Below are 18,907 nucleotides of genomic sequence, written 5' to 3' on the forward strand. Positions count from 1 at the left end.
GGGAAAGGGGGGTACACCTATATATGACGAAGGAAAAATAGAAAAGTTTCAAAAAATGTAAATTTTCTACGCTATCACTATAAAAAAATGATAGAGTAGGTAACAGAAATAGAAGAGAGAAGGAATGGAGATGAGGGGTTTACTTAGAAAGTGGCATCCAGCAGTAATCGTAATTGTTGCTGGAACACTATTTACACGAGCGGCATTCTTTATGACAATGCCATTCTTAGCCATTTATTTGTACAATGAAAAAGGAATCGATCCAGCTATGGTTGGATTGATTATAGGAGTAAGTGCTTTAACTGGCACGTTCGGTGGTTTCTTCGGAGGCTATCTATCCGATCGTATAGGAAGACTGCCTGTGATGACAGTTGCTATATTTACATGGAGTGCCGTCTTTGTTGGGTTTGCTGTAGCCGATCTAGTATGGCATTTCTTTTTATTGAACATGCTAAACGGGCTTTGTCGCTCATGGTTTGAACCGATATCAAGAGCATTGCTTGCGGATGTAACGACAAAGGAAAACCGGCTTCATGTTTTCAATGCTCGTTACTTTGCGATCAATGTCGGTGCTGCGATTGGTCCGGTTGTAGGGACACAGCTTGGTACATCAAATTCAACTCAAGCTTTCTACATTACGGCTGTGGCATATTTATTGTATGCATTATTGATTGTATTCACATTGAGAGGCTACTCAACTGAGTTGAAAGGTGGAGAAGAAAGGAAGTTTTCCATCAAGTCTGCCATTGGTGTTCTTTCAAGAGATAGAGTGCTTGCTTTTTTTCTAATCGGCAACACAATTGTTATGATGGCACAGTCACAAATGGATACTACGCTAGCGCAATATATAGGGAATGCTCCTCAATTTGAAAATGGTGTTAAGCTATTTGCCTACCTAGTCGTTACAAATGCAATTACTGTGCTGCTTTTACAGTTTCCGGTCACTAACTATGTAAGACGATTTCAGCCGATGAATGCACTTCGATTTGGAAGTTTTGCATTTAGTCTAGCTTTGCTTGGATTCGGACTTTCAACGAATTGGATTTTTCTCGTGATTAGTATGATATTTCTTACAGTGGGAGAAATAATCGTGTTCGTAATGAGTGATGTACTTTTAGATGATTTAGCACCTGAGCATATGAGAGGTACATATTTTGGGGCGATGTCTTTTCGATCGATTGGCTTCAGCGCGGGACCTTGGATTGGTGGTTTACTGTTAAGTACGTTTGGATTTGAACAAGGATTTTATGTGTTTGGCATTCTTACACTTATCTCCTTACTTTCCTTACCGTTTTTTCAATATGGAGAAGGCATTCGCAAAACGCTTCTTGAACAACAATCTGCTTCAACATAAGAAAGGGGAAAACAACAATGATTACTGGAATTGAACATACGGGAATTATGGTTTCTAACATGGAGAACTCTATCAAGTTTTATACCGATGTACTTGGCTTAGATCTATTAGATCGTTTCGATCATACTAGTGTACCCGTTGAATTAGCATTCTTAGGTGTAGACGGAAAAGTGCTTGTTGAGCTGATCGCTGGATATACCGGGCCAGTTACGAATGAGGGGAAAGTGCATCACATTGCGTTTTCTGTCAATGACATTGAAAAGCAGTATGAGTTGTTGCAGAAAAAAGACGTAGTCATGAAAGATAAAGAAATTACAGAGCTTCCAAACGGAAAATATTTCTTCTTTTACGGACCAGACGAAGAATCACTTGAATTTTTTGAGAGCAAATAGAAATGAAGACTGCATGGATTGCAGTCTTTTTTTATTTCTTTGTAAAGAGTACTTCGAGGTAGAAGGTGATGAGACAGCAGTAAAGAAGTCTTTGAATGGGAATTAAATACCTGGCAGTGTTTCTTTTAAATACTGGTTTGAACAATATTCAACACCATACTTGTAGCGACTTTCTCTGACATTCCGTGCTTTCTTCGGATCGATATGAATCCTTTTGATCTCAGGATAGGTTTCCATAATTTTTGAAGCTATTTTGTCACCGGGTTCATCTGGGTCAGTTAATACATAAACTTCATCACAAAGAATCAATGCTTCTTCAATCGCTCTTCGTTCTTTATGTCGAAACGATATTCCATTTAATATGACAAAATGGGCGTGAGGATGAACACTTTGTACTCTCAGTTGATCACTTTTGCCTTCAACAATGTATCCGGTCATAGCGCCTCCTGTAAAAACTAAGATTCATTATCATTTTATGGAGAGCATATCGATAATAGTACGACTTCTACAAAATATTTGGACAAAGGAAGTGTAATGATTGAAGAAGCTAATATCTTTTATAAGAAATATTTTTCTTAGCTTCTTTTCACTTTTGATGGTTTACGGATTGTTTTTACTGCTCAGTGATATAGAAGGTTTATTTGTAGGGGTGATTCTCCTTTTAGTATGCTTTTTCTTATTCAGCATGCTATTCATAGAAATCCTTAAAGGAAGAAGAGCAACTTTTCTTAAAGCACGAATTCAGCCAAACCTCATTATTACTATTGTTATTGCATTCGCTACCGTATTTTTATCTATAAGCAACTATGCGCTCGAAACTTCTTTGCCTAATTCGTTAACATCAAGAGTAAAAAATCAATTTTATTTGGAAGCAATTTTAGTAGAAAAAGATAGAATATTTGAGCGCGTATCCTTCTTAAAAACTTTAGAAAATGTAAATGAGGGAAATGCTACGGTTTTTTATGAACCGCAAGATGAGAAGTTTGCAGGATCTGCAATTCGGCATATCCGTAAAATGCAGTCTTATCACAATGAATGGATTGATGTTCATCAAGCTCTTCCGGTTACGCTCATCCTCTATCGAAACCCATTAATCTTTCAGCAACATTTGCCATTTCATTCTTATGAAAATCTGCAAGCATTGTACGTCCCTGCTCAAGGAACAATTCATCTGCTTGTTACTGACGAAATGGATGAGAATCCTGATAAATTTCTAGAGTTGGTGGGACATGAATATACACATCATTGGATTGTAAGTTACTTGTTTGAAAATAAATTGGATAATCGGCATCTTCCTAGGTGGTTTGAAGAGGGGATTGCAGAATATGCAGGAAAACAGAGTGTGAGAGAGGTGCCTATCTTTGTACCTCTAAACTTCATTCCCTTCACAAGACTGCACTCAGTCGATGAATGGGCTTATGAGAATCGAAGAAAATCTACTCATCGTCCATACAGACAGAGCTACTATGCGATCGACCAAATGGTTAAAGACGGAAATCAAGCTAAAATCAAATCGTTATTACTTAATAAGCAGCAAAATTTTTATCGTGTGTTTGAGAAAGAAACAGGTGAATCACTCATTGAGTTTGAAGTACGTTTCTTAAGAGAAGAGTTCATGAACATGAAGCGGTGAAATTGATCTGTTCAATGAACGGGTGCCTAAACAAAAAGAACTCCTTAGGAAAGGAGCTCTTTAGTTATTATCTGCTTTTTAGCTTTCGTTTAATAATAGGCAATAACCTTTTCTTACCTTGTTTTATTAAAAAAGCAACCGCCATTCCTTTAATGCCTTTTTTAATACGTCCCATTTTCATCCTCCTATAAAAATCATAGTTGTTTCATGTAATATACCCGAAATCAGCATGCAGCAATCCTTTTGAATTTTTACGGGTTACTTGTCTATACGTTTCAGTACGATATGAATATTATGAACCGAATACAATTTTATAGGAGTTGAATGTATTGAGTATGAATAGAAGTTTTCCACCTTTTCCAGGTCAAGGCGGCGGGCAAGGTGGAGGGCAAGGGTTTGGCCCACCAGGTGGACCTCCAGGCGGACCACCAGGAGGCGGCGGTGGCGGTGGAATGGCACCAACATCAGCACCTCCTACGTTTACACCATCTCAATCACAAGGTTTTAGTTTGCAAGGTGGAGGCGGAGGCGGTGGAAGTCAGCCAGGAGTTTATGCAGTTGATCCGGGAGCAATTAGACCTTGTTTGTACCAATATGTCTACATCTGGCCAACATGGGGACCAGGATTTTGGGCATGGCTTACCTTTGCAGGTCGTAGATCGGTTGCAGGATTCCGTTGGACCGGCAATAGATGGATCTATTTCGGCATGGATACACGCCAAATTAGTTCATTTTATTGTTACTAAGAACAACCGCCTCTGTGCGGTTGTTTTTTTATTCTAAGGGTATAGTGGTTCTTTCAGAACACTCCATGTTTCATATATTTTAATATCAGAGGAAATGTGTTTTGTGAGTATATATTGAGCTGCTTCCCAAACAAGAGGAGAGCACCAATCACTTCTAAGATTATTAGGGTGTATCCATCTTGTGCCTTTAGAGTCTTGATCAGGAATATCTGCTAAAGTGGCTTGTGAAGTAGTATCTAGCATACATTCAAAATATACAGCTGTATGCTGGGAGTAGGTCCATTGTTTATAGATCCATGGAAGTTCGTAACAGCGTTCGCCTATCTTAATTCCTTTCTTCACACCAAATCCCGTCTCTTCTAATACTTCACGGATAACCGTGTCGTATTCAGTTTCACCAACGATAGGTGTGCCTCCAGGAAGATCGAACCGATTTTTATAAGGTCCTCCGTTTTTTTCAATTACGAGCAGTTCTCCAGTTTCGTTATAAGAGATACAATAGATACCTCTGTGTGTATGCATCTTATACACCCTTCCATAACAAAAATACCTCTCCAATATACATGAAAAGGTATTTTATCGTTTTTATTTCTTTACGAGTGCATTTAGTTCTGAAGTTAATGCTTCAAACTTGTTGAAACTTTCTACCACTTCTTCTACACATCTATGTTGCTCTTCTACCGATGCGAGAACCTCTTCCACAGAACCACTAGATGTTTCTGCGATTCCTGAAACCGAATGAATTTCTCCTACAATATATCCGGTAGATTCATACAATTGATTAATCAATTCTTGTACTTCAGAAGACTGTGTTGCAACTTGATCAGTGTTTACTAAAATTTGAATAAAATTGTTTGCAGTCTTCTCAGTCGCTTCAAGACTGGATGTGACGACACCTTGCGAACCATCTACAAATTGAGCTGCTTGTTTGGCTTTATTACGGATTTCACCTAAGATTGCTCCAATCTGCTTTGTAGAATGTTGAGAATCCTCAGCAAGGCGGCGAACCTCGTCTGCAACAACTGCAAATCCTCTACCTTGATCCCCGGCACGCGCTGCTTCAATTGCGGCATTCAATGCAAGCAGATTCGTTTGAGAAGAAATTTCTTCAATTGTCGTTAAAATTCCTTCTATAGATTCACTTTGCTGATTTAATTCATGCATAAGAGTGTTTGTTTGCTGCATTAGTTCACTCACTTCTTTCATCTTAGAAGAGAGTTCTAATACTTGGTTTTCTCCTGCTTTTGTAACAATTGCTGTTTGCTCTGAAAGTTTTTTCATATCGCTGGAGTGTTGAAAAAGGCCTTTTGCTACGTCGTTGGTACTTGTGACAGATTGACTCATTCCACCTACACTGACAGCCTGAGATTCCACACCTTTTGCTACTTCAGTAAAGGCGAAAGTAATGTTGCTCGATATTTCACCTGTTCGTGTTACGTTTTCCTTTACCGATTGACTAAAGTGATGCAAATTTTCTGTTGCATCCTTAATCTTAGTCAACAACTGTTCCAATTTAACTCTATCATGTTCCGATTGTTTTTCAGCAAGCCTAATATTTTCGTGCATACGCTGACCAATTCTCGCTTGTGCTACTAAAGCTGCAGTAATTACGGTTAAGAAGACGTTTAATGAGATAATGATCTTAGGGTCTTGTCCGGCAAACATCGTTTCTTTATATTGAAAAAAGAAGAAATTAGTTAACAATAATCCACTAATACCCGATAGTAAGATAGAAAGATAGTTATGATACAACGTGATAACTGCCAAGCATACATAGGTCATAAGATAAGTTGAAATCTTCGGGTTCGTGTCCGCCATGATAACCGTCAGAATCGTTAAGCCGATAACAACAAAATATTGAACGGCGAATGGAGCCCATTTTCGGTACGTCCAAATCGATAGTGAGAGAAGTATAACTAGTCCAGCTATACCATAAAACATGACACTGTCTATGGTTTTCGTACTAGCGAAAGTACTTGCTAGACCAAGGAAATACATACCCCACAGCATTTTTGTAACTAGTTTATTCGTTTGTAAATTTGAGGCAAATGATGGATTCAAATTTCGTCATCTCCGTTTTAAAATGTATAAGTACTGTTTATATATCGTCAGGATTCTCATAGCATTTAAGATGTTTACCAAAATTTGTTTTATATGTCTGAATACGTAGTTCATTACTATCAAACTTTTAATTTGAGGTGTTTAACAATGATAAAAAAAACTTGGATATTTGCAATCATACTAATGCTTGCAGCTTGTAGCAGTGAACCGAAAAGTACCGATACAAAAGAAGAACCAGCTCCGAAAACAGCCGAAACTTCACCAACTGAAAAGAATGAAGAAGTAAAAGAAGAACCAGTTAACGAAGAAGTTACTTCTATTGAAGAAGAAGGAACGTATATTGGTCTGATTGACAATAATTCTATTGAAGTAGAAGCTGCAGGTGAAACATTAGTTCTTCGACTTACAGACGAAGTAAGGGATGACGTTGAGAGTTTGGAGGAAGGAGCCAAAGTTAACATCATTTATAAGAAGAATGAAGAAGGACAATGGCTGCTTGAGCAGATTACAGAAAAAAGTGTGCCAGAAGCTGCTCCATCGAAAAAGCTAACATACATAGTGGATGGAACCTCTATTGAAGAGGACGCCGTTTTAACAGAGAGTGAACTGAATTACCACTTTTATAAGCTACCAGATTTTGAATTTACAGCAGAGGAACCACGAAAAGATTTACTATTTGCTACGAAATTTGCTGAAACATTCGTTAGAATAGAGCCGTTGTCAGAGGAGTCGTCCATTGATGATCTAAAAGAATGGGCGAATGATGAGCTTAAAGCGGTTGGAGAAGTAAGTGAAGTGAACGGAAAAGAGATCGCTGGGCCGGCATTTGAAAACACTGCGTTATTTATTACAGCATCAAAAGATTCTTACAAAAAATACATTGTGATTCAAGATTTAAGCAATGGAGATCAAGTCAAATATACGGTTAACTTGCCTGAGCATAAGAACGCTGCTAAATGGGAGCAAGCCATTTGGGCAATGCTTTCTACAATTCAAACCAAATAGTGAAAAAAAGCGTATCGTATTGGTACGCTTTTTTTAATGTGTAGCAACATTAAAATAAATAACAAATCATTATCATAAAAGTGGCAGATGGCATATAATATTTACAAAGGTTTAAAAAGTTTCCTCAAGGAAAGATAGGTGAATGTTATGTGGTATAAAGAGAGTTCATTGTTTAAACTTCAGCAGTACACAATAATTCTACACAAACTTGGAATCTTTTCGCAGGAAGATAAGGTAGATATATTAGGTAAGATACAAAAGTATAAATTAAAAGTTGGTTTAAAAGACTAGGCTGCCTCAGTAGGGAGCCTCTTTATTTGTACATATATTTGCATACAGAAAAAACCCGGCAGTTACTGCCGGGTTTTTATATATAAGCCGAACTTATTTTTTAGTTACGTTAGCTGCTTGTGGTCCGCGAGCTCCGTCAACAATTTCAAATTCTACTTCTTGACCTTCGTCAAGTGATTTAAAACCTTCTGATTGGATAGCAGAGAAATGTACGAATACGTCGTCTCCACCTTCAACTTCGATGAATCCAAAACCTTTTTCAGCGTTAAACCATTTTACTTTACCTGTTTGCATGTAAATGCCTCCTAGAACGTTTGCACTTTTGTGCTCTGTAATTACCAAACCACTTTCAAACTCTTAAGTTAAGATGTAATCCAGTACTGAATGGTTGTCACAAATATATCACAAGAAAAAAGCTCTCGCAAGGAACTTTTCTGAAAAATAGGAATAAAGAGTCAGGATATTTGTTCTTATGTAAATTTCAACTGAATGTTATGGTTTTTAGGTATACTTTACGAAATAAACTTGATTGATTGTACAGTAAATAAAAACCATCTGCCTTCTATTCGCTAGCAGGAGATGGTTTTAAATCGTGTGATGGTCGAGTTGCTACAATACCTGTTGCTTTTACAATCTGGTTTAAGATGTTGACTCTGGATTGATCATCAAAGTTTTGAGCTTTGACAAAAGCGTATCCATCTTCATTTGATACATAGCGGGGTGGTAAATTGTTAAGTGTAATCGCAAAGACATCAGCTTTACAAACTTCGCATTTGCAAGGCAGCTGAAGTTGTCCCCAATAATTTTTTAATGCTTCTTCTACTAGAATCTCCATGGCGTTTTTTACATTCATGGGCTTTTTACCCCTTTATACACAATCTATATGAATAGAATAGCTTATTCTTACTACATATGTAAACTTCTAGTGTGTGTAACAAGACTATTTAACTATAATTATTTTTTCATAAAACACCATATGATACTTTTTTACTAAATTAACAATAATATATGATTTTTCTGATAATTATCTTGAAATCATATATGATTTGCGATTAACATAGGATTATGAAGACTAAACATAAAACAAACAAACAGCAGTATGCTTATCAAGTCATCCGTTCTCGTATCTTAGATGGCAGGTATCCGCCTGGTCACAAACTTGTTATTGACCAACTGGCAAGAGAGCTTCAAACGAGTGCTATCCCGGTTCGTGAAGCGATTAGATTGCTTGAAGCGGACTCCTTGATTTCATTTAAGCCATACTCAGGAGCGATTGTTACCCCCTTCGATGAACAAGCATATTTAGAAACTTTATCCGTTCTAGCCGTATTAGAAGGTTTTGCGACTGCAGAATCATCCGTCCACTTTCCTCACGAAAAACTTGAAGGTTTAAGAGAGTATACAAAGCTTATGGAAGATGCACTTGAACATCTTGATTATTCTCTTTTCTCCAACTACAACAAAGAATTTCACAAACTCACCTACAAATATTGCACCAATCAATTTCTGTTAGAACAGATTCATACAACATGGGAAAGGCTGGGTACTGTTCGCAAACAGGGGGCAACAATGAAACCTGTACGTATGAAGCGCTCAGTCACAGAACACTATCAACTAATTGAAATGATAGAAAGAAGAGAAGATCCAAAAGTAATAGAATCTTATACAAGAAACCATAAGTTGAACACGCTAAAAGCTTTTCTTGAGGATTCGAAACAAAATACATTTTGAGGAGATGAAGGCATGAAAGTAGAAGAGGTAAAAAAGTCTTTAAGAGGATCAATTGCTCCGATCATCACCCCGTTTCATGATGATGAGTCGCTGGATCTCGAAACGCTAAAAAATTTAATTGACTGGCATATCCAGTCTGGAAGTCACGGGATTTCCGTCACCGGGACGACAGGAGAACCCTCGTCGCTGACATTAAAAGAACGTGAGCTTGTCATGGAAACAGCGATAAAAGCAGTAAATAAAAGAGTGCCTATCGTACCAGGAACTGGATCAACGAACCATCAAGAATCACTACATTTAACGAAATTAGCTCAAGAAATGGGTGCAGATGCCGCTATGGTCATTGTCCCATACTACAACAAGCCCTCTCAGCATGCGCTATACAAACATTTTAAACTTATCGCAGACTCAGTAGACATTCCTCTAATCATTTATAACATCCCAGGAAGAACAGCAGTAAATTTAGAAGTGAAGACACTTGCACGCCTTAACGAAGACTGTCCGAATATTATCGGAGTAAAAGAATCCAATAAAGACTTCGAGCATATTAACCGAGTGCTATTAAACTGTGGACGTGACTTTTTGCTGTTTTCAGGCATAGAACTTCTTTGTTATCCGATGCTTGCCATTGGTGGTGCAGGATACATATCAGCAACAGCAAATGTGCTACCTTCTAAAGTGGCAGAAGTATACAACGCCTGGGAGTCTGGAAATGTAGAAGAAGCACTTAAGCTTCACTATGATTTAATGCCTCTAAATGATGTTCTTTTTAAAGATACGAATCCTGCTCCACTAAAAGCTGCGTTAGGCATGATGGGCAAGATCAATCCAAAATTAAGATTGCCAATGGACTTGCCGGCAGATTCTTTGCAAAAAGAAATAAGAAGTGTACTTGCTGATTACGGGTTAGTAGAAAAAATAGGGAGTGAAGTATAAATGAAGCATGCTCGTGTGATTTTTGAAGGAAGAGAACAAAAAGGAACTGTAGTGGATGATGTGATCACATTTTCATCAGGGAAATCAGCCAAGGTTAGTGAAATCAAAACGTGGCTTCCTCCATTTAAGCCGAACAAGATGATCGGGTTAGCGCTAAACTATGCCGATCATGCCGATGAGCTGGGACTGGAGAAACCGGCTGAGCCTGTCCTTTTTATTAAACCAAACTCATCATTAGTGGGTCATAAAGGGCAAGTATTCTATCCAGATGGTGCAACATACATGCACTATGAAAATGAACTAGCTGTGGTCATTGGTAAAGAGGGAAGAAATATTAAAGCTGAAAATGCGATGGATTTTGTAAGCGGTTACACCATTGCGAACGATGTAACAGTCCGTGATTTTGTGAACAACTGGTACCGTCCTCCAGTACGCGCAAAAGGACATGACACGTTTGGTCCGATGGGTCCTTATTATGTTGATGCCACAGATATCCCAGATGTTACGAACCTAGAACTACGCACCTATGTGAACGGTGAATTGAGACAGCAGGGTAACACCAAAGATCTTATGTACTCTATCCCTGAGATCATTGAATTTGTTTCATCGTTCATGACGCTTGAACCAAATGATGTGATTTGGACAGGTACACCAAAAGGAATATCACACGTTCACCCAGGTGATGTGGTTAGACTTGAGATCGATTACTTAGGCTGTTTAGAGAATACGATCGTCGATGGTCGTACAGAAAAAGTTCCAACTGGAGGGAAGGATCATGAAACCGGAAATTAAAGAGTTGGTTCACCATTATATAGATGGTCAGTTTGTAACGGGACACAAAGGTGATTTTTTTGTAAACGCAAACCCTTTTACGAATGAAAAGATCAATACGGTTAGTGAAGGTACGATCGAAGATATTAACCGAGCTGCAGCTGCTGCAAAAAAGGCCTTCAAGCAAGGACCATGGTGCAAGATGAAGCAGGAAAAGCGACTACAATACATCTATAAGGTTGCTGATTTAATCGATAGGGATGTAGAAGAGATTGCGTTGTTAGAGTCCTATGATACGGGACTTCCTATTGCTCAAACCCGAAAGATGGTAGGGCGTGCTGCAGATAACTTTAGATTTTATGCAGAAATGGTAAAGAACCGCATGTCTGGTGAAGCTTATCATGTGGATGATGAGTTCATGAACTATACGATTCAAAAGCCGGTCGGCGTTGCAGGGTTGATCACGCCATGGAATGCACCTTTCATGCTTGAGACTTGGAAGATCGCACCTGCACTTGCCACGGGAAACACGGTCATTTTGAAACCAGCTGAATGGTCGCCGTTAACTGCTAATAAACTAGCTGAACTTGTGGATGAAGCAGGACTTCCTGCAGGTGTTTTCAACATCGTTCATGGTTTTGGAGAGACAGCTGGAGCATCTCTTGTTGCTCATGAAGATGTACAGCTTATCTCGTTTACAGGTGAGACAAAGACAGGTTCAGAGATTATGAGAAACGGCGCTGCCTCTTTAAAGCGTTTTTCAATGGAACTGGGCGGAAAGTCGCCAATCATCGTATTTGATGATTGTGATTTTGAACGTGCTCTCGATGCTTGTGTATGGGGAATCTTTTCTTTTAATGGAGAAAGGTGTACGGCGAACTCCCGCTTGTTCATTCAAGAATCGATTAAAGACGAGTTCGTAACACGTTTGAAAGAAAGGGTAGACAACATTATCGTAGGTGATCCGTCAGATCCAGATACAGAAGTCGGGCCACTCATTCATAAAGAACACTATGAAAATGTAAAACGATATTTACAGATTGCTAAAGACGAAGGTGCAGAAGTATACAGTCAGCCTATCTCTGAAACTCACAAAAAAGGAAACTTTGTTGCTCCGACACTTTTATTAAATGTGAAAAATGATATGACTGTAGCCCAAGAAGAAATATTCGGTCCAGTATTATCTGTGATGACCTTTAAAGATGAAGAAGAAGTAATTGATTATGCAAATGATATTAAATATGGTCTAGCGGGCTATGTGTGGACAAATGACATGAAAAAAGGTCTACGCGTCGCAAACTCGGTTGAAGCTGGGATGTTATGGGTGAACTCGCAAAACGTTCGTGATCTTCGTATTCCTTTCGGAGGCTCTAAGAATTCCGGGATCGGTCGTGAAGGCGGACACTATGCGTTTGAGTTTTATACTGAGATGAAAGTAGTGCATGTTGCACTAGCTGACCATCACATTCAGCAGTTCGGAAAGAAAAAACAGTCGCTTCAAACCGAAGCGAAACATTAGGAGGGATTTCTTTGCCTGCACGCACGGGGGAACAATATATCCAAGGGATTTCAAAGGCTAAGAATAACGTTTGGATTCATGGTGAGAAAGTGGAAGATGTTCCTTCTCATCCAGCTTTTCGAAACATTGTAAGATCCATTGCTAACCTGTATGACCTCCAGCATGAAAAAGCAGACAAGATGCTCTATACCTCTGAACAGACAGGAGATAAAGTGGGGCTTTCCTTTATTGCTCCTAAAACTGTAGACGATCTTATTCGCCGACGTGAGATGATTTCTGAATGGGCGGGATACACAGGCGGAATGATGGGGCGTACACCAGATTATTTAAACACGAGTGTTATGGCATTCGGTACGTCAGGTAACTTTTTTGCACAAAACGATCCAATGTTCGCAGAGAACGCAAGAAAGTATTATGACTATTGCCGGGAAAATGACATCAGCTTAACTCATACTCTGATTCATCCACAGACGAATCGTTCGAAAAAGCAGTCTGAACAAAAAGATCCATATTTATCCGCTCGCATCGTTGAAAAGAATAAAGACGGTATCGTAGTTAAAGGGGCGAGGTTGTTAGCTACACTCGGTGGGGTAACGGATGAGATCGTCGTGTTCCCATCAACATTGAACAAAGCTTCGTCTGAAGATGATCCGTATGCGATGGCTTTTGCTATTCCGAACAATACAGATGGCTTAAAGTTCTTATGTCGAGAATCGTTTGATACGGGGCGAAGCCAATGGGATCATCCGTTAAGCTCTCGCTTTGAAGAGAGTGATGCGATTGTTGTTTTTGACAATGTGCTTGTACCTTGGGAGCGCGTGTTTGTAAGCGGCAGTTCTGATATTTGTAACCGTACGTATGTGGAGACGAACGCCATCGTTCATATGGCTCATCAAGTAATCGCAAAGAATACGGTGAAAACTGAATTTGTGCTCGGCGTCATACTAAATATGATGGAATCAATCGGTATTGATGTGTTTCCACATGTCAAAGAAAAAGCATCTGAAGTCATGCTTATCCTGGAAACGATGCGTTCTCACCTTTACCGTGCAGAGCACAACGCTTCTCTTGATAAGTATGGAAACATGACACCGGACTTTGCGCCATTGAACGCAGCTCGTAACTGGTATCCAAAAATGTATCAGCGCATTGTTGAAATTGTGAAGATCCTCGGTGCCTCTGGTTTGATGGGAATTCCAACAGAAGCAGATTTTAACGCTGATGACATCGGAGAACTTGTTCATCGTTATACACAAGGGGCTAACATTGATGGGTACGAACGCACTCAATTGTTCCGTTTAGCATGGGATATTTCAATCAGCACATTCGGTGGTCGCCAAGCTCTTTATGAATATTACTTCTTTGGAGATCCGGCACGTATGTCGAACATCTATTATGATCAATTTAACAAAGAGCCTTATAAAGCGATGGTGAAAGATTTTTTGCAGCGCGTGAATTCTAAAAGCCATAATTACAGTAGTGTATAGGAGGAGCCGTCATGGATTTTAACATTATTCGAATTGCGCGTGTTGTCATGAACGTAACCGACCTTCATGCTTCCCGTGATTTTTACGTAAATGCTCTTGGATTCATTGAAACAGCCTCTTCATCAGAATGGATGGCATTACGTGGACTGGAGGAGCACTCTCATCACAGCCTTTTGTTGAAAAAAGCTGATAAACCTGGCGTTCATGTTGTGAGCTACAAGGTGTGGGAAGACAGTCACTTAAATGCACTCGAAACCTTTTTTAAAGGGAAGGGCGCAAAAGTGCTATGGAAAGATGCAGATCCTGCAGTTGGAATCGGTAAAACGTTATGTGTAGAAGACCCTTCAGGCATACCGCTTGAGTTTTTTGTAGAGATGGAAAGTGTGGAGCGCTGTATCCAGAAGTATGATCTTTACCGCGGTGCACGTGTCCAGCGTATCGATCATATAAACTGTATGGTTCCAGATGTGGAAGCAGCTGTTCAATTCTATACAGATGAACTCGGATTTAGAATTTCTGAATATACAGCAACAGAAGATGATCGCACATGGGCAGCATGGCTTCATCGTAAGCCGACTGTACATGATGTTGCGTTTATGAACGGAGAAGGACCTCGTCTTCATCATGTAGGCTTTTGGCTGTCTGATCCGATGAGTCTCATCCATTGCTGTGATGTGATGGCGAGCATGGGATATGCTGACAATATCGAGCGTGGGCCAGGACGTCACGGATTATCGAACGCCTTCTTTTTATACGTCCGTGATCCGGATGGAAATCGCATTGAGTTATATAATGGAGACTATCTGACGAGTGATCCTGACTTTAAGCCGATCAAGTGGGATATTAACGACCCGAGGCGCCAGACGTTCTGGGGACATAAAGCTCCTGACAGCTGGTTTAACGAAGCGACTTCCTTTTTGAGTCTTGAAAAAGGTGAACCCGTAGAGCTGAAAAGTCCGACTTTAGCGCAGCGCAAGCCTGATTTTGTGACTTGATTTTTGGATGAAGTTATACAGTGATGGAAGCTGGCTCCTGTTTGTTGCAGGAGGCGGCTTTTTTTATTTTTTTGGGAGTATATTGGAGTATATTCTGTAGGTTTTAACGATTTAAGCTCGTCTAGCGGCATTTTATGCACGCTGGACGAGCGATTCTCAAGATTTATGAGCGATTCTCAAGATTTATGAGCGATTCTCAAGATTTATGAGCGATTCTCAAGATTAATGACCTCTACAATTCATTCTTAATATAAAGTAGTCCGCTCTCAGTCAGCCGTGTTCCTTTTCGCCCTTTTGCTTTTACGATAAACCCTTTCCTTTCCAAGAGGTCTAAGCGCAATCTGATTTGGGCTTCCGAGAGCTTAACGCCTTGTAATTCCAAGTCCAGCAGTAAGCTCTTTCGGCTGGATGCTTTACCAGAAAGATGATTGCGATAGATGCAGCTCATAATCGCAGCTTCTTCATTTGGTGCAATAAGCGGCAGTTCCTCCGAGGTGACTGAAATCTCCTTAATCGCCTCTCCTGCAAAAGTACTCTCAAAACCACTTATTCTCATCACTTCCTGAGGCAGATCCCAAACAGTAATCTTCTCTTTGTCGCAAACAGCAAGCATATAATCAATAGCGTTCTTTAATTCTCTAATATTCCCCGTCCAGGAGCGGTTTATAAGATGCCCAACGACTTCATTCTCCACTTTCATTTTTTTCGTAGTACGCATCGCTAGAAAATGATTCAGTAAAAGTGGGATATCGCCTTTTCTCTCACGAAGTGCCGGGATTTTTAAATAAAGAACATTTAAACGATGATACAGATCTTCCCGAAACAATCCTTGCTTTATGTCAGATGCCAGGTCCTTGTTCGTTGCAGAAATAACCCTTACGTCAATGGGAAGTACACGAGTTCCCCCAACCCTTCTTAATTCTTTTTCCTGCAGAACACGTAAGAGGCGTGTCTGAAGTTTGACGCTAATATCACCAATTTCATCGAGAAAAATGGTACCACCTTCTGCTTGTTCAAAAAGACCTTGTTTTCCGCCTTTTTTTGCCCCTGTAAATGCACCTTCTTCATATCCGAATAGTTCACTTTCTAATAAATCCTCAGAAAGGGCAGAACAATTTACTGCTAGAAAGGGACCGTTTCTTCTGCCGGATTCGTTATGAATGGAGCTTGCAAAGAGCTCTTTACCCGTGCCGCTCTCTCCTTGTATGAGGAGGGAGAGATCTGTTGCAGCTAGTTTCTTCGCAATATTTTTTGTTCGAATAATTTCCTCGGAGTCCCCGATGATATCACTGAAAAAATACTTTCCGATATAACCTTTTCGCTTTAGTTCATGTCGTGCGGCTTTCTCCATCGAGATTGTAGTGCTCGTGTTTTTGAATGTTGCAATCATTGTGTTTTCCGCCGGTAATGCGAACCGGTGAACCATAACATTTGTATCATTGATCGTGAAAAATTGATCTGATTGTTCACTTGTTGTATCTGTTAGAAAGTTCAGCAGGTCTTTATCTTTCATAATTTGTTTAATATGTTTTCCGACAGCTTGTTTTGAATCGGTTGAAAATATGCTTTTCAATTCTTCGTTAAATACGGTAATCTTTCCCGTATGATCAAATGATAAAATACCATCATTCACTCCGTTTAATACTTTGTCCAAGTGTTCGTTAAGTTGAAGTGCCTTTTGATTAGCAAGTGCAAGCTTCTTAGACAACTGAATAATTTTTTCTGTAAAACGTTCAGAAATGCCTGTTGCCCGGTCATCTAAGACACCAAGTACGCTCAAAATCTCTGTTATGGTAGTAATGTCGATCAGACGTACGCCGATATTAATAATTCTCTTAACCTCTTTTGGCACGAGATGCATCTCGCCGGGTGTCACAGCGATATCTGCATGTTGGTAGTGAGGAATGCCAGGATAGTAGGGGAGGTAATTCAAGTGATTGATTCCTAGATGTTTGAGAGTTTGTACTGACTGTTCTACCGTTTGAGGAAAATCGTTCACATACATAACATTTGTACCCTCTGGCAGTTGTAAAAGCTGATCCATAAATTCATAGTTGACGGTGCGTCTTGCCGTAATCACTCTACAAGATTCACTCAAACAGTGAGCTACCTCACGTTTTATCAGATAAGAAGATAGAATTACGATTTCATTCTCCAGTCGTGTAGGAAGAATCTCTTCGGAAGAATAGCTTTTAATATGAAAATAGTCGCCTAATATGGATTGAAGTTGGCAGGATAAAGCAATACGAGTTTCCTTTGTACCTGCTAATAGAACAATCTGTTTTTTAGTTTCCATCATATACACCTTCTTTTAATGGTCTTTTTTAGGTCGTTTTTTGGTTATGAAACTATTATCTTATAACCAGCCATTAAATAAAACAAAATATTTAAAAACCTTTAACAAAGGGAGACGGAATGTTGGCATAATTCTTGCAAATGATGAATGGTGAATTATAGAAAAGGGGGAAGTAACGTGGATAAGAAAAAAGGTATTACGATGCCGGACACGTTTGTTATCGTGTTTTTTGTTGTAGCATTAATGGCTTTATTAACGTATATCATTCCGGCAGGTCAATTTGAGACGAAAGAAACAACCTTTATGCAGGGTGGCGAAGAGCAGACTAAAACAGTACTTGTTCCTGATAGCTTTTCGTATGTAAAAGGGGAGGACGGTGAGCCAACTACTCAAGGGGTCAGTCTATTTGAAGAAGGCGGTGGTGCCGGTTTTTTAAACTACATTTTTGAAGGTTTAGTTTCTGGGGACAAATGGGGGTCAGCAGTTGGGGTTGTTGCCTTTATACTAATCATCGGCGGCGCGTTCGGTATCATTATGAAAACGCGTGCGATAGAAGACAGTATATTAAAAATGATCGACCATACTAAAGGTAGAGAAGCACTCATTATCCCGCTCATGTTCTTATTATTCTCTCTAGGCGGTGCTGTTTTTGGGATGGGTGAAGAAGCGATCGCATTTGCGATGATTCTTGTCCCCGTTGTGATAGCTCTCGGTTATGATGCCATAACAGCCATTATGATTACATACGTTGCAACACAGATTGGTTTTGCAACATCATGGATGAACCCGTTCGGTGTCGCGATTGCACAAGGTGTTGCTGGCATTCCAGTACTATCTGGTGCACCATTCCGAATTGGGATGTGGGCTTTCTTTACATTAGTAGGAATTGTATATACATGGATATACGCATCAAGAATTAGAAAAGATCCAAAGCGTTCCTTATCTTATGATTCAGATGCATACTTCCGTGAAGATTTTAAACATACAGATATTAAATCAAACTTTGGAACAGGCCATATCTTAATTCTTCTTACTATTTTAGCGGGAGTTGCCTGGATCGTTTGGGGAGTTGTAGAAAGAGCATATTACATTCCAGAAATCGCGACTCAATTTTTTACGATTGGTTTAGTTGCGGGTATAATTGGTATTATATTCAAGATGAACGACATGACAGTGAACGGAATTGCTGATGGCTTTAAAGAAGGTGCAAAGGATCTTCTTCCAGCAGCACTTATCGTCGGTATGGCAAAAGGTATTGTGATCATCCTTGGTGGTGACAATCCTGCTGAAGCATCAGTATTAAACACGATTCTACATGCGGCAGGTGGAATTGTTGAAGATGTGCCTACAGCGCTATCGGCTTGGATTATGTATGTATTCCAATCTGTGTTTAACTTCTTTGTTGTATCAGGTTCAGGTCAAGCGGCACTGACAATGCCGTTAATGTCTCCGCTTGCTGATCTTGCGGGAGTTACAAGGCAAGTCGCAGTTCTAGCTTTCCAACTTGGTGACGGTTTTACGAACATGATTGTACCAACTTCTGCGGCTTTGATGGGAACACTAGGAGTTGCACGTCTAGATTGGGGAAAATGGTTCAAGTTCCAAATTAAGTTTCAAGCGTTGCTGTTTACTTTTGCCTCAATCATAATTGTAATTGCTGTACTAATTGGTTTTAAATAAACTATCTTTG

The 18,907-nt window shown here is 39.6% G+C and carries 19 protein-coding genes; 13 read left to right on the top strand and 6 right to left on the bottom strand.

Annotation, left to right across the window (positions count from 1 at the left end; genetic code table 11):
* Positions 1 to 130: 130 nt before the first annotated feature.
* Positions 131 to 1,354, top strand: a complete 1,224-nt coding sequence (locus tag IHV10_RS04075) for an MDR family MFS transporter (protein WP_197127436.1) — start codon at positions 131 to 133, stop codon at positions 1,352 to 1,354.
* A gap of 17 nt (positions 1,355 to 1,371) precedes the next feature.
* Positions 1,372 to 1,746 carry a VOC family protein gene (locus IHV10_RS04080; RefSeq protein WP_197127437.1) on the top strand — a complete coding sequence of 125 codons (375 nt, stop codon included), beginning with the start codon at positions 1,372 to 1,374 and terminating at the stop codon, positions 1,744 to 1,746.
* Positions 1,747 to 1,848: 102 nt separating this feature from the next.
* Here the strand turns inward: IHV10_RS04080 and IHV10_RS04085 are convergent, their stop codons facing one another.
* Positions 1,849 to 2,184, bottom strand: coding sequence for a toprim domain-containing protein (locus IHV10_RS04085; RefSeq protein ID WP_197127438.1), 336 nt, complete (start codon positions 2,182 to 2,184; stop codon positions 1,849 to 1,851).
* 100 nt (positions 2,185 to 2,284) lie between these two features.
* Between IHV10_RS04085 and IHV10_RS04090 the strand changes: the two genes are divergently transcribed.
* On the top strand, positions 2,285 to 3,379 hold the full coding sequence (locus IHV10_RS04090; RefSeq protein WP_197127439.1) for a hypothetical protein: 1,095 nt from the start codon (positions 2,285 to 2,287) through the stop codon (positions 3,377 to 3,379).
* A gap of 335 nt (positions 3,380 to 3,714) precedes the next feature.
* Positions 3,715 to 4,125 carry a collagen-like protein gene (locus tag IHV10_RS04095; RefSeq protein ID WP_197128195.1) on the top strand — a complete coding sequence of 137 codons (411 nt, stop codon included), beginning with the start codon at positions 3,715 to 3,717 and terminating at the stop codon, positions 4,123 to 4,125.
* A gap of 33 nt (positions 4,126 to 4,158) precedes the next feature.
* On the opposite strand, the gene IHV10_RS04100 is transcribed toward IHV10_RS04095, so the two are convergent.
* Positions 4,159 to 4,647, bottom strand: coding sequence for an NUDIX domain-containing protein (locus IHV10_RS04100; protein WP_197127440.1), 489 nt, complete (start codon positions 4,645 to 4,647; stop codon positions 4,159 to 4,161).
* A gap of 63 nt (positions 4,648 to 4,710) precedes the next feature.
* Positions 4,711 to 6,186, bottom strand: coding sequence for a methyl-accepting chemotaxis protein (locus IHV10_RS04105; protein WP_197127441.1), 1,476 nt, complete (start codon positions 6,184 to 6,186; stop codon positions 4,711 to 4,713).
* Positions 6,187 to 6,333: 147 nt separating this feature from the next.
* Here IHV10_RS04105 and IHV10_RS04110 point away from each other — a divergent pair, with 147 nt between their 5' ends.
* Positions 6,334 to 7,191: a hypothetical protein gene (locus tag IHV10_RS04110; RefSeq protein ID WP_197127442.1), complete on the top strand. Its 858-nt coding sequence runs from the start codon at positions 6,334 to 6,336 to the stop codon at positions 7,189 to 7,191.
* Positions 7,192 to 7,338: 147 nt separating this feature from the next.
* Positions 7,339 to 7,482 (top strand): hypothetical protein, encoded by a 144-nt coding sequence (locus tag IHV10_RS04115; RefSeq protein WP_197127443.1) that lies wholly within the window; start codon positions 7,339 to 7,341, stop codon positions 7,480 to 7,482.
* Between the two features lie 93 nt (positions 7,483 to 7,575).
* Here the strand turns inward: IHV10_RS04115 and cspD are convergent, their stop codons facing one another.
* Both cspD and IHV10_RS04125 read right to left on the bottom strand, forming a co-directional pair.
* Positions 7,576 to 7,776 carry a cold-shock protein CspD gene (gene cspD, locus IHV10_RS04120; protein ID WP_066237152.1) on the bottom strand — a complete coding sequence of 67 codons (201 nt, stop codon included), beginning with the start codon at positions 7,774 to 7,776 and terminating at the stop codon, positions 7,576 to 7,578.
* A gap of 268 nt (positions 7,777 to 8,044) precedes the next feature.
* Positions 8,045 to 8,335 carry a late competence development ComFB family protein gene (locus IHV10_RS04125; RefSeq protein WP_197127444.1) on the bottom strand — a complete coding sequence of 97 codons (291 nt, stop codon included), beginning with the start codon at positions 8,333 to 8,335 and terminating at the stop codon, positions 8,045 to 8,047.
* 212 nt (positions 8,336 to 8,547) lie between these two features.
* Between IHV10_RS04125 and IHV10_RS04130 the strand changes: the two genes are divergently transcribed.
* The 6 genes from IHV10_RS04130 to hpaD are packed head-to-tail and all read left to right on the top strand — an operon-like array spanning position 8,548 to position 14,921.
* Positions 8,548 to 9,213, top strand: coding sequence for a GntR family transcriptional regulator (locus IHV10_RS04130; RefSeq protein WP_197127445.1), 666 nt, complete (start codon positions 8,548 to 8,550; stop codon positions 9,211 to 9,213).
* Positions 9,214 to 9,225: 12 nt separating this feature from the next.
* Complete coding sequence (hpaI, locus tag IHV10_RS04135) at positions 9,226 to 10,149, top strand: 2,4-dihydroxyhept-2-ene-1,7-dioic acid aldolase (RefSeq protein WP_197127446.1); 924 nt, start codon at positions 9,226 to 9,228, stop codon at positions 10,147 to 10,149.
* Positions 10,150 to 10,941, top strand: a complete 792-nt coding sequence (locus tag IHV10_RS04140; RefSeq protein ID WP_197127447.1) for a fumarylacetoacetate hydrolase family protein — start codon at positions 10,150 to 10,152, stop codon at positions 10,939 to 10,941.
* Complete coding sequence (gene hpaE, locus IHV10_RS04145; protein ID WP_197127448.1) at positions 10,925 to 12,439, top strand: 5-carboxymethyl-2-hydroxymuconate semialdehyde dehydrogenase; 1,515 nt, start codon at positions 10,925 to 10,927, stop codon at positions 12,437 to 12,439. Before IHV10_RS04140 ends, hpaE begins: the two co-directional genes overlap by 17 nt.
* 11 nt (positions 12,440 to 12,450) lie before the next feature.
* On the top strand, positions 12,451 to 13,926 hold the full coding sequence (hpaB, locus tag IHV10_RS04150; protein WP_197127449.1) for a 4-hydroxyphenylacetate 3-monooxygenase, oxygenase component: 1,476 nt from the start codon (positions 12,451 to 12,453) through the stop codon (positions 13,924 to 13,926).
* A gap of 11 nt (positions 13,927 to 13,937) precedes the next feature.
* Entirely contained in the window at positions 13,938 to 14,921 is a 984-nt protein-coding gene (gene hpaD / locus IHV10_RS04155; protein ID WP_197127450.1) for a 3,4-dihydroxyphenylacetate 2,3-dioxygenase, read from the top strand.
* 232 nt (positions 14,922 to 15,153) lie between these two features.
* Here the strand turns inward: hpaD and IHV10_RS04160 are convergent, their stop codons facing one another.
* A complete protein-coding gene (locus IHV10_RS04160) occupies positions 15,154 to 17,220 on the bottom strand; it encodes a sigma 54-interacting transcriptional regulator (protein WP_197127451.1) in 2,067 nt (688 codons plus the stop codon).
* A gap of 174 nt (positions 17,221 to 17,394) precedes the next feature.
* Between IHV10_RS04160 and yfcC the strand changes: the two genes are divergently transcribed.
* Positions 17,395 to 18,897 carry a putative basic amino acid antiporter YfcC gene (gene yfcC, locus IHV10_RS04165; RefSeq protein ID WP_370568926.1) on the top strand — a complete coding sequence of 501 codons (1,503 nt, stop codon included), beginning with the start codon at positions 17,395 to 17,397 and terminating at the stop codon, positions 18,895 to 18,897.
* Positions 18,898 to 18,907 lie beyond the last annotated feature (10 nt).

The organism is Fictibacillus sp. 5RED26 (genome assembly GCF_015903895.1).
GTDB lineage: Bacteria > Bacillota > Bacilli > Bacillales > Fictibacillaceae > Fictibacillus > Fictibacillus phosphorivorans.

What these genes read in the sequence shown, in the direction of transcription:
- IHV10_RS04160 (WP_197127451.1), bottom strand. Translation starts at nt 17,220, where the DNA reads ATGATGGAAACTAAAAAACAGATTGTTCTATTAGCAGGTACAAAGGAA.
- IHV10_RS04110 (WP_197127442.1), top strand. Translation starts at nt 6,334, where the DNA reads ATGATAAAAAAAACTTGGATATTTGCAATCATACTAATGCTTGCAGCT.
- IHV10_RS04115 (WP_197127443.1), top strand. Translation starts at nt 7,339, where the DNA reads ATGTGGTATAAAGAGAGTTCATTGTTTAAACTTCAGCAGTACACAATA.
- hpaE (WP_197127448.1), top strand. Translation starts at nt 10,925, where the DNA reads ATGAAACCGGAAATTAAAGAGTTGGTTCACCATTATATAGATGGTCAG.
- IHV10_RS04080 (WP_197127437.1), top strand. Translation starts at nt 1,372, where the DNA reads ATGATTACTGGAATTGAACATACGGGAATTATGGTTTCTAACATGGAG.
- IHV10_RS04125 (WP_197127444.1), bottom strand. Translation starts at nt 8,335, where the DNA reads ATGAATGTAAAAAACGCCATGGAGATTCTAGTAGAAGAAGCATTAAAA.
- IHV10_RS04140 (WP_197127447.1), top strand. Translation starts at nt 10,150, where the DNA reads ATGAAGCATGCTCGTGTGATTTTTGAAGGAAGAGAACAAAAAGGAACT.
- hpaD (WP_197127450.1), top strand. Translation starts at nt 13,938, where the DNA reads ATGGATTTTAACATTATTCGAATTGCGCGTGTTGTCATGAACGTAACC.
- IHV10_RS04095 (WP_197128195.1), top strand. Translation starts at nt 3,715, where the DNA reads ATGAATAGAAGTTTTCCACCTTTTCCAGGTCAAGGCGGCGGGCAAGGT.
- IHV10_RS04085 (WP_197127438.1), bottom strand. Translation starts at nt 2,184, where the DNA reads ATGACCGGATACATTGTTGAAGGCAAAAGTGATCAACTGAGAGTACAA.
- cspD (WP_066237152.1), bottom strand. Translation starts at nt 7,776, where the DNA reads ATGCAAACAGGTAAAGTAAAATGGTTTAACGCTGAAAAAGGTTTTGGA.
- IHV10_RS04100 (WP_197127440.1), bottom strand. Translation starts at nt 4,647, where the DNA reads ATGCATACACACAGAGGTATCTATTGTATCTCTTATAACGAAACTGGA.
- IHV10_RS04130 (WP_197127445.1), top strand. Translation starts at nt 8,548, where the DNA reads ATGAAGACTAAACATAAAACAAACAAACAGCAGTATGCTTATCAAGTC.
- hpaI (WP_197127446.1), top strand. Translation starts at nt 9,226, where the DNA reads ATGAAAGTAGAAGAGGTAAAAAAGTCTTTAAGAGGATCAATTGCTCCG.
- IHV10_RS04075 (WP_197127436.1), top strand. Translation starts at nt 131, where the DNA reads ATGAGGGGTTTACTTAGAAAGTGGCATCCAGCAGTAATCGTAATTGTT.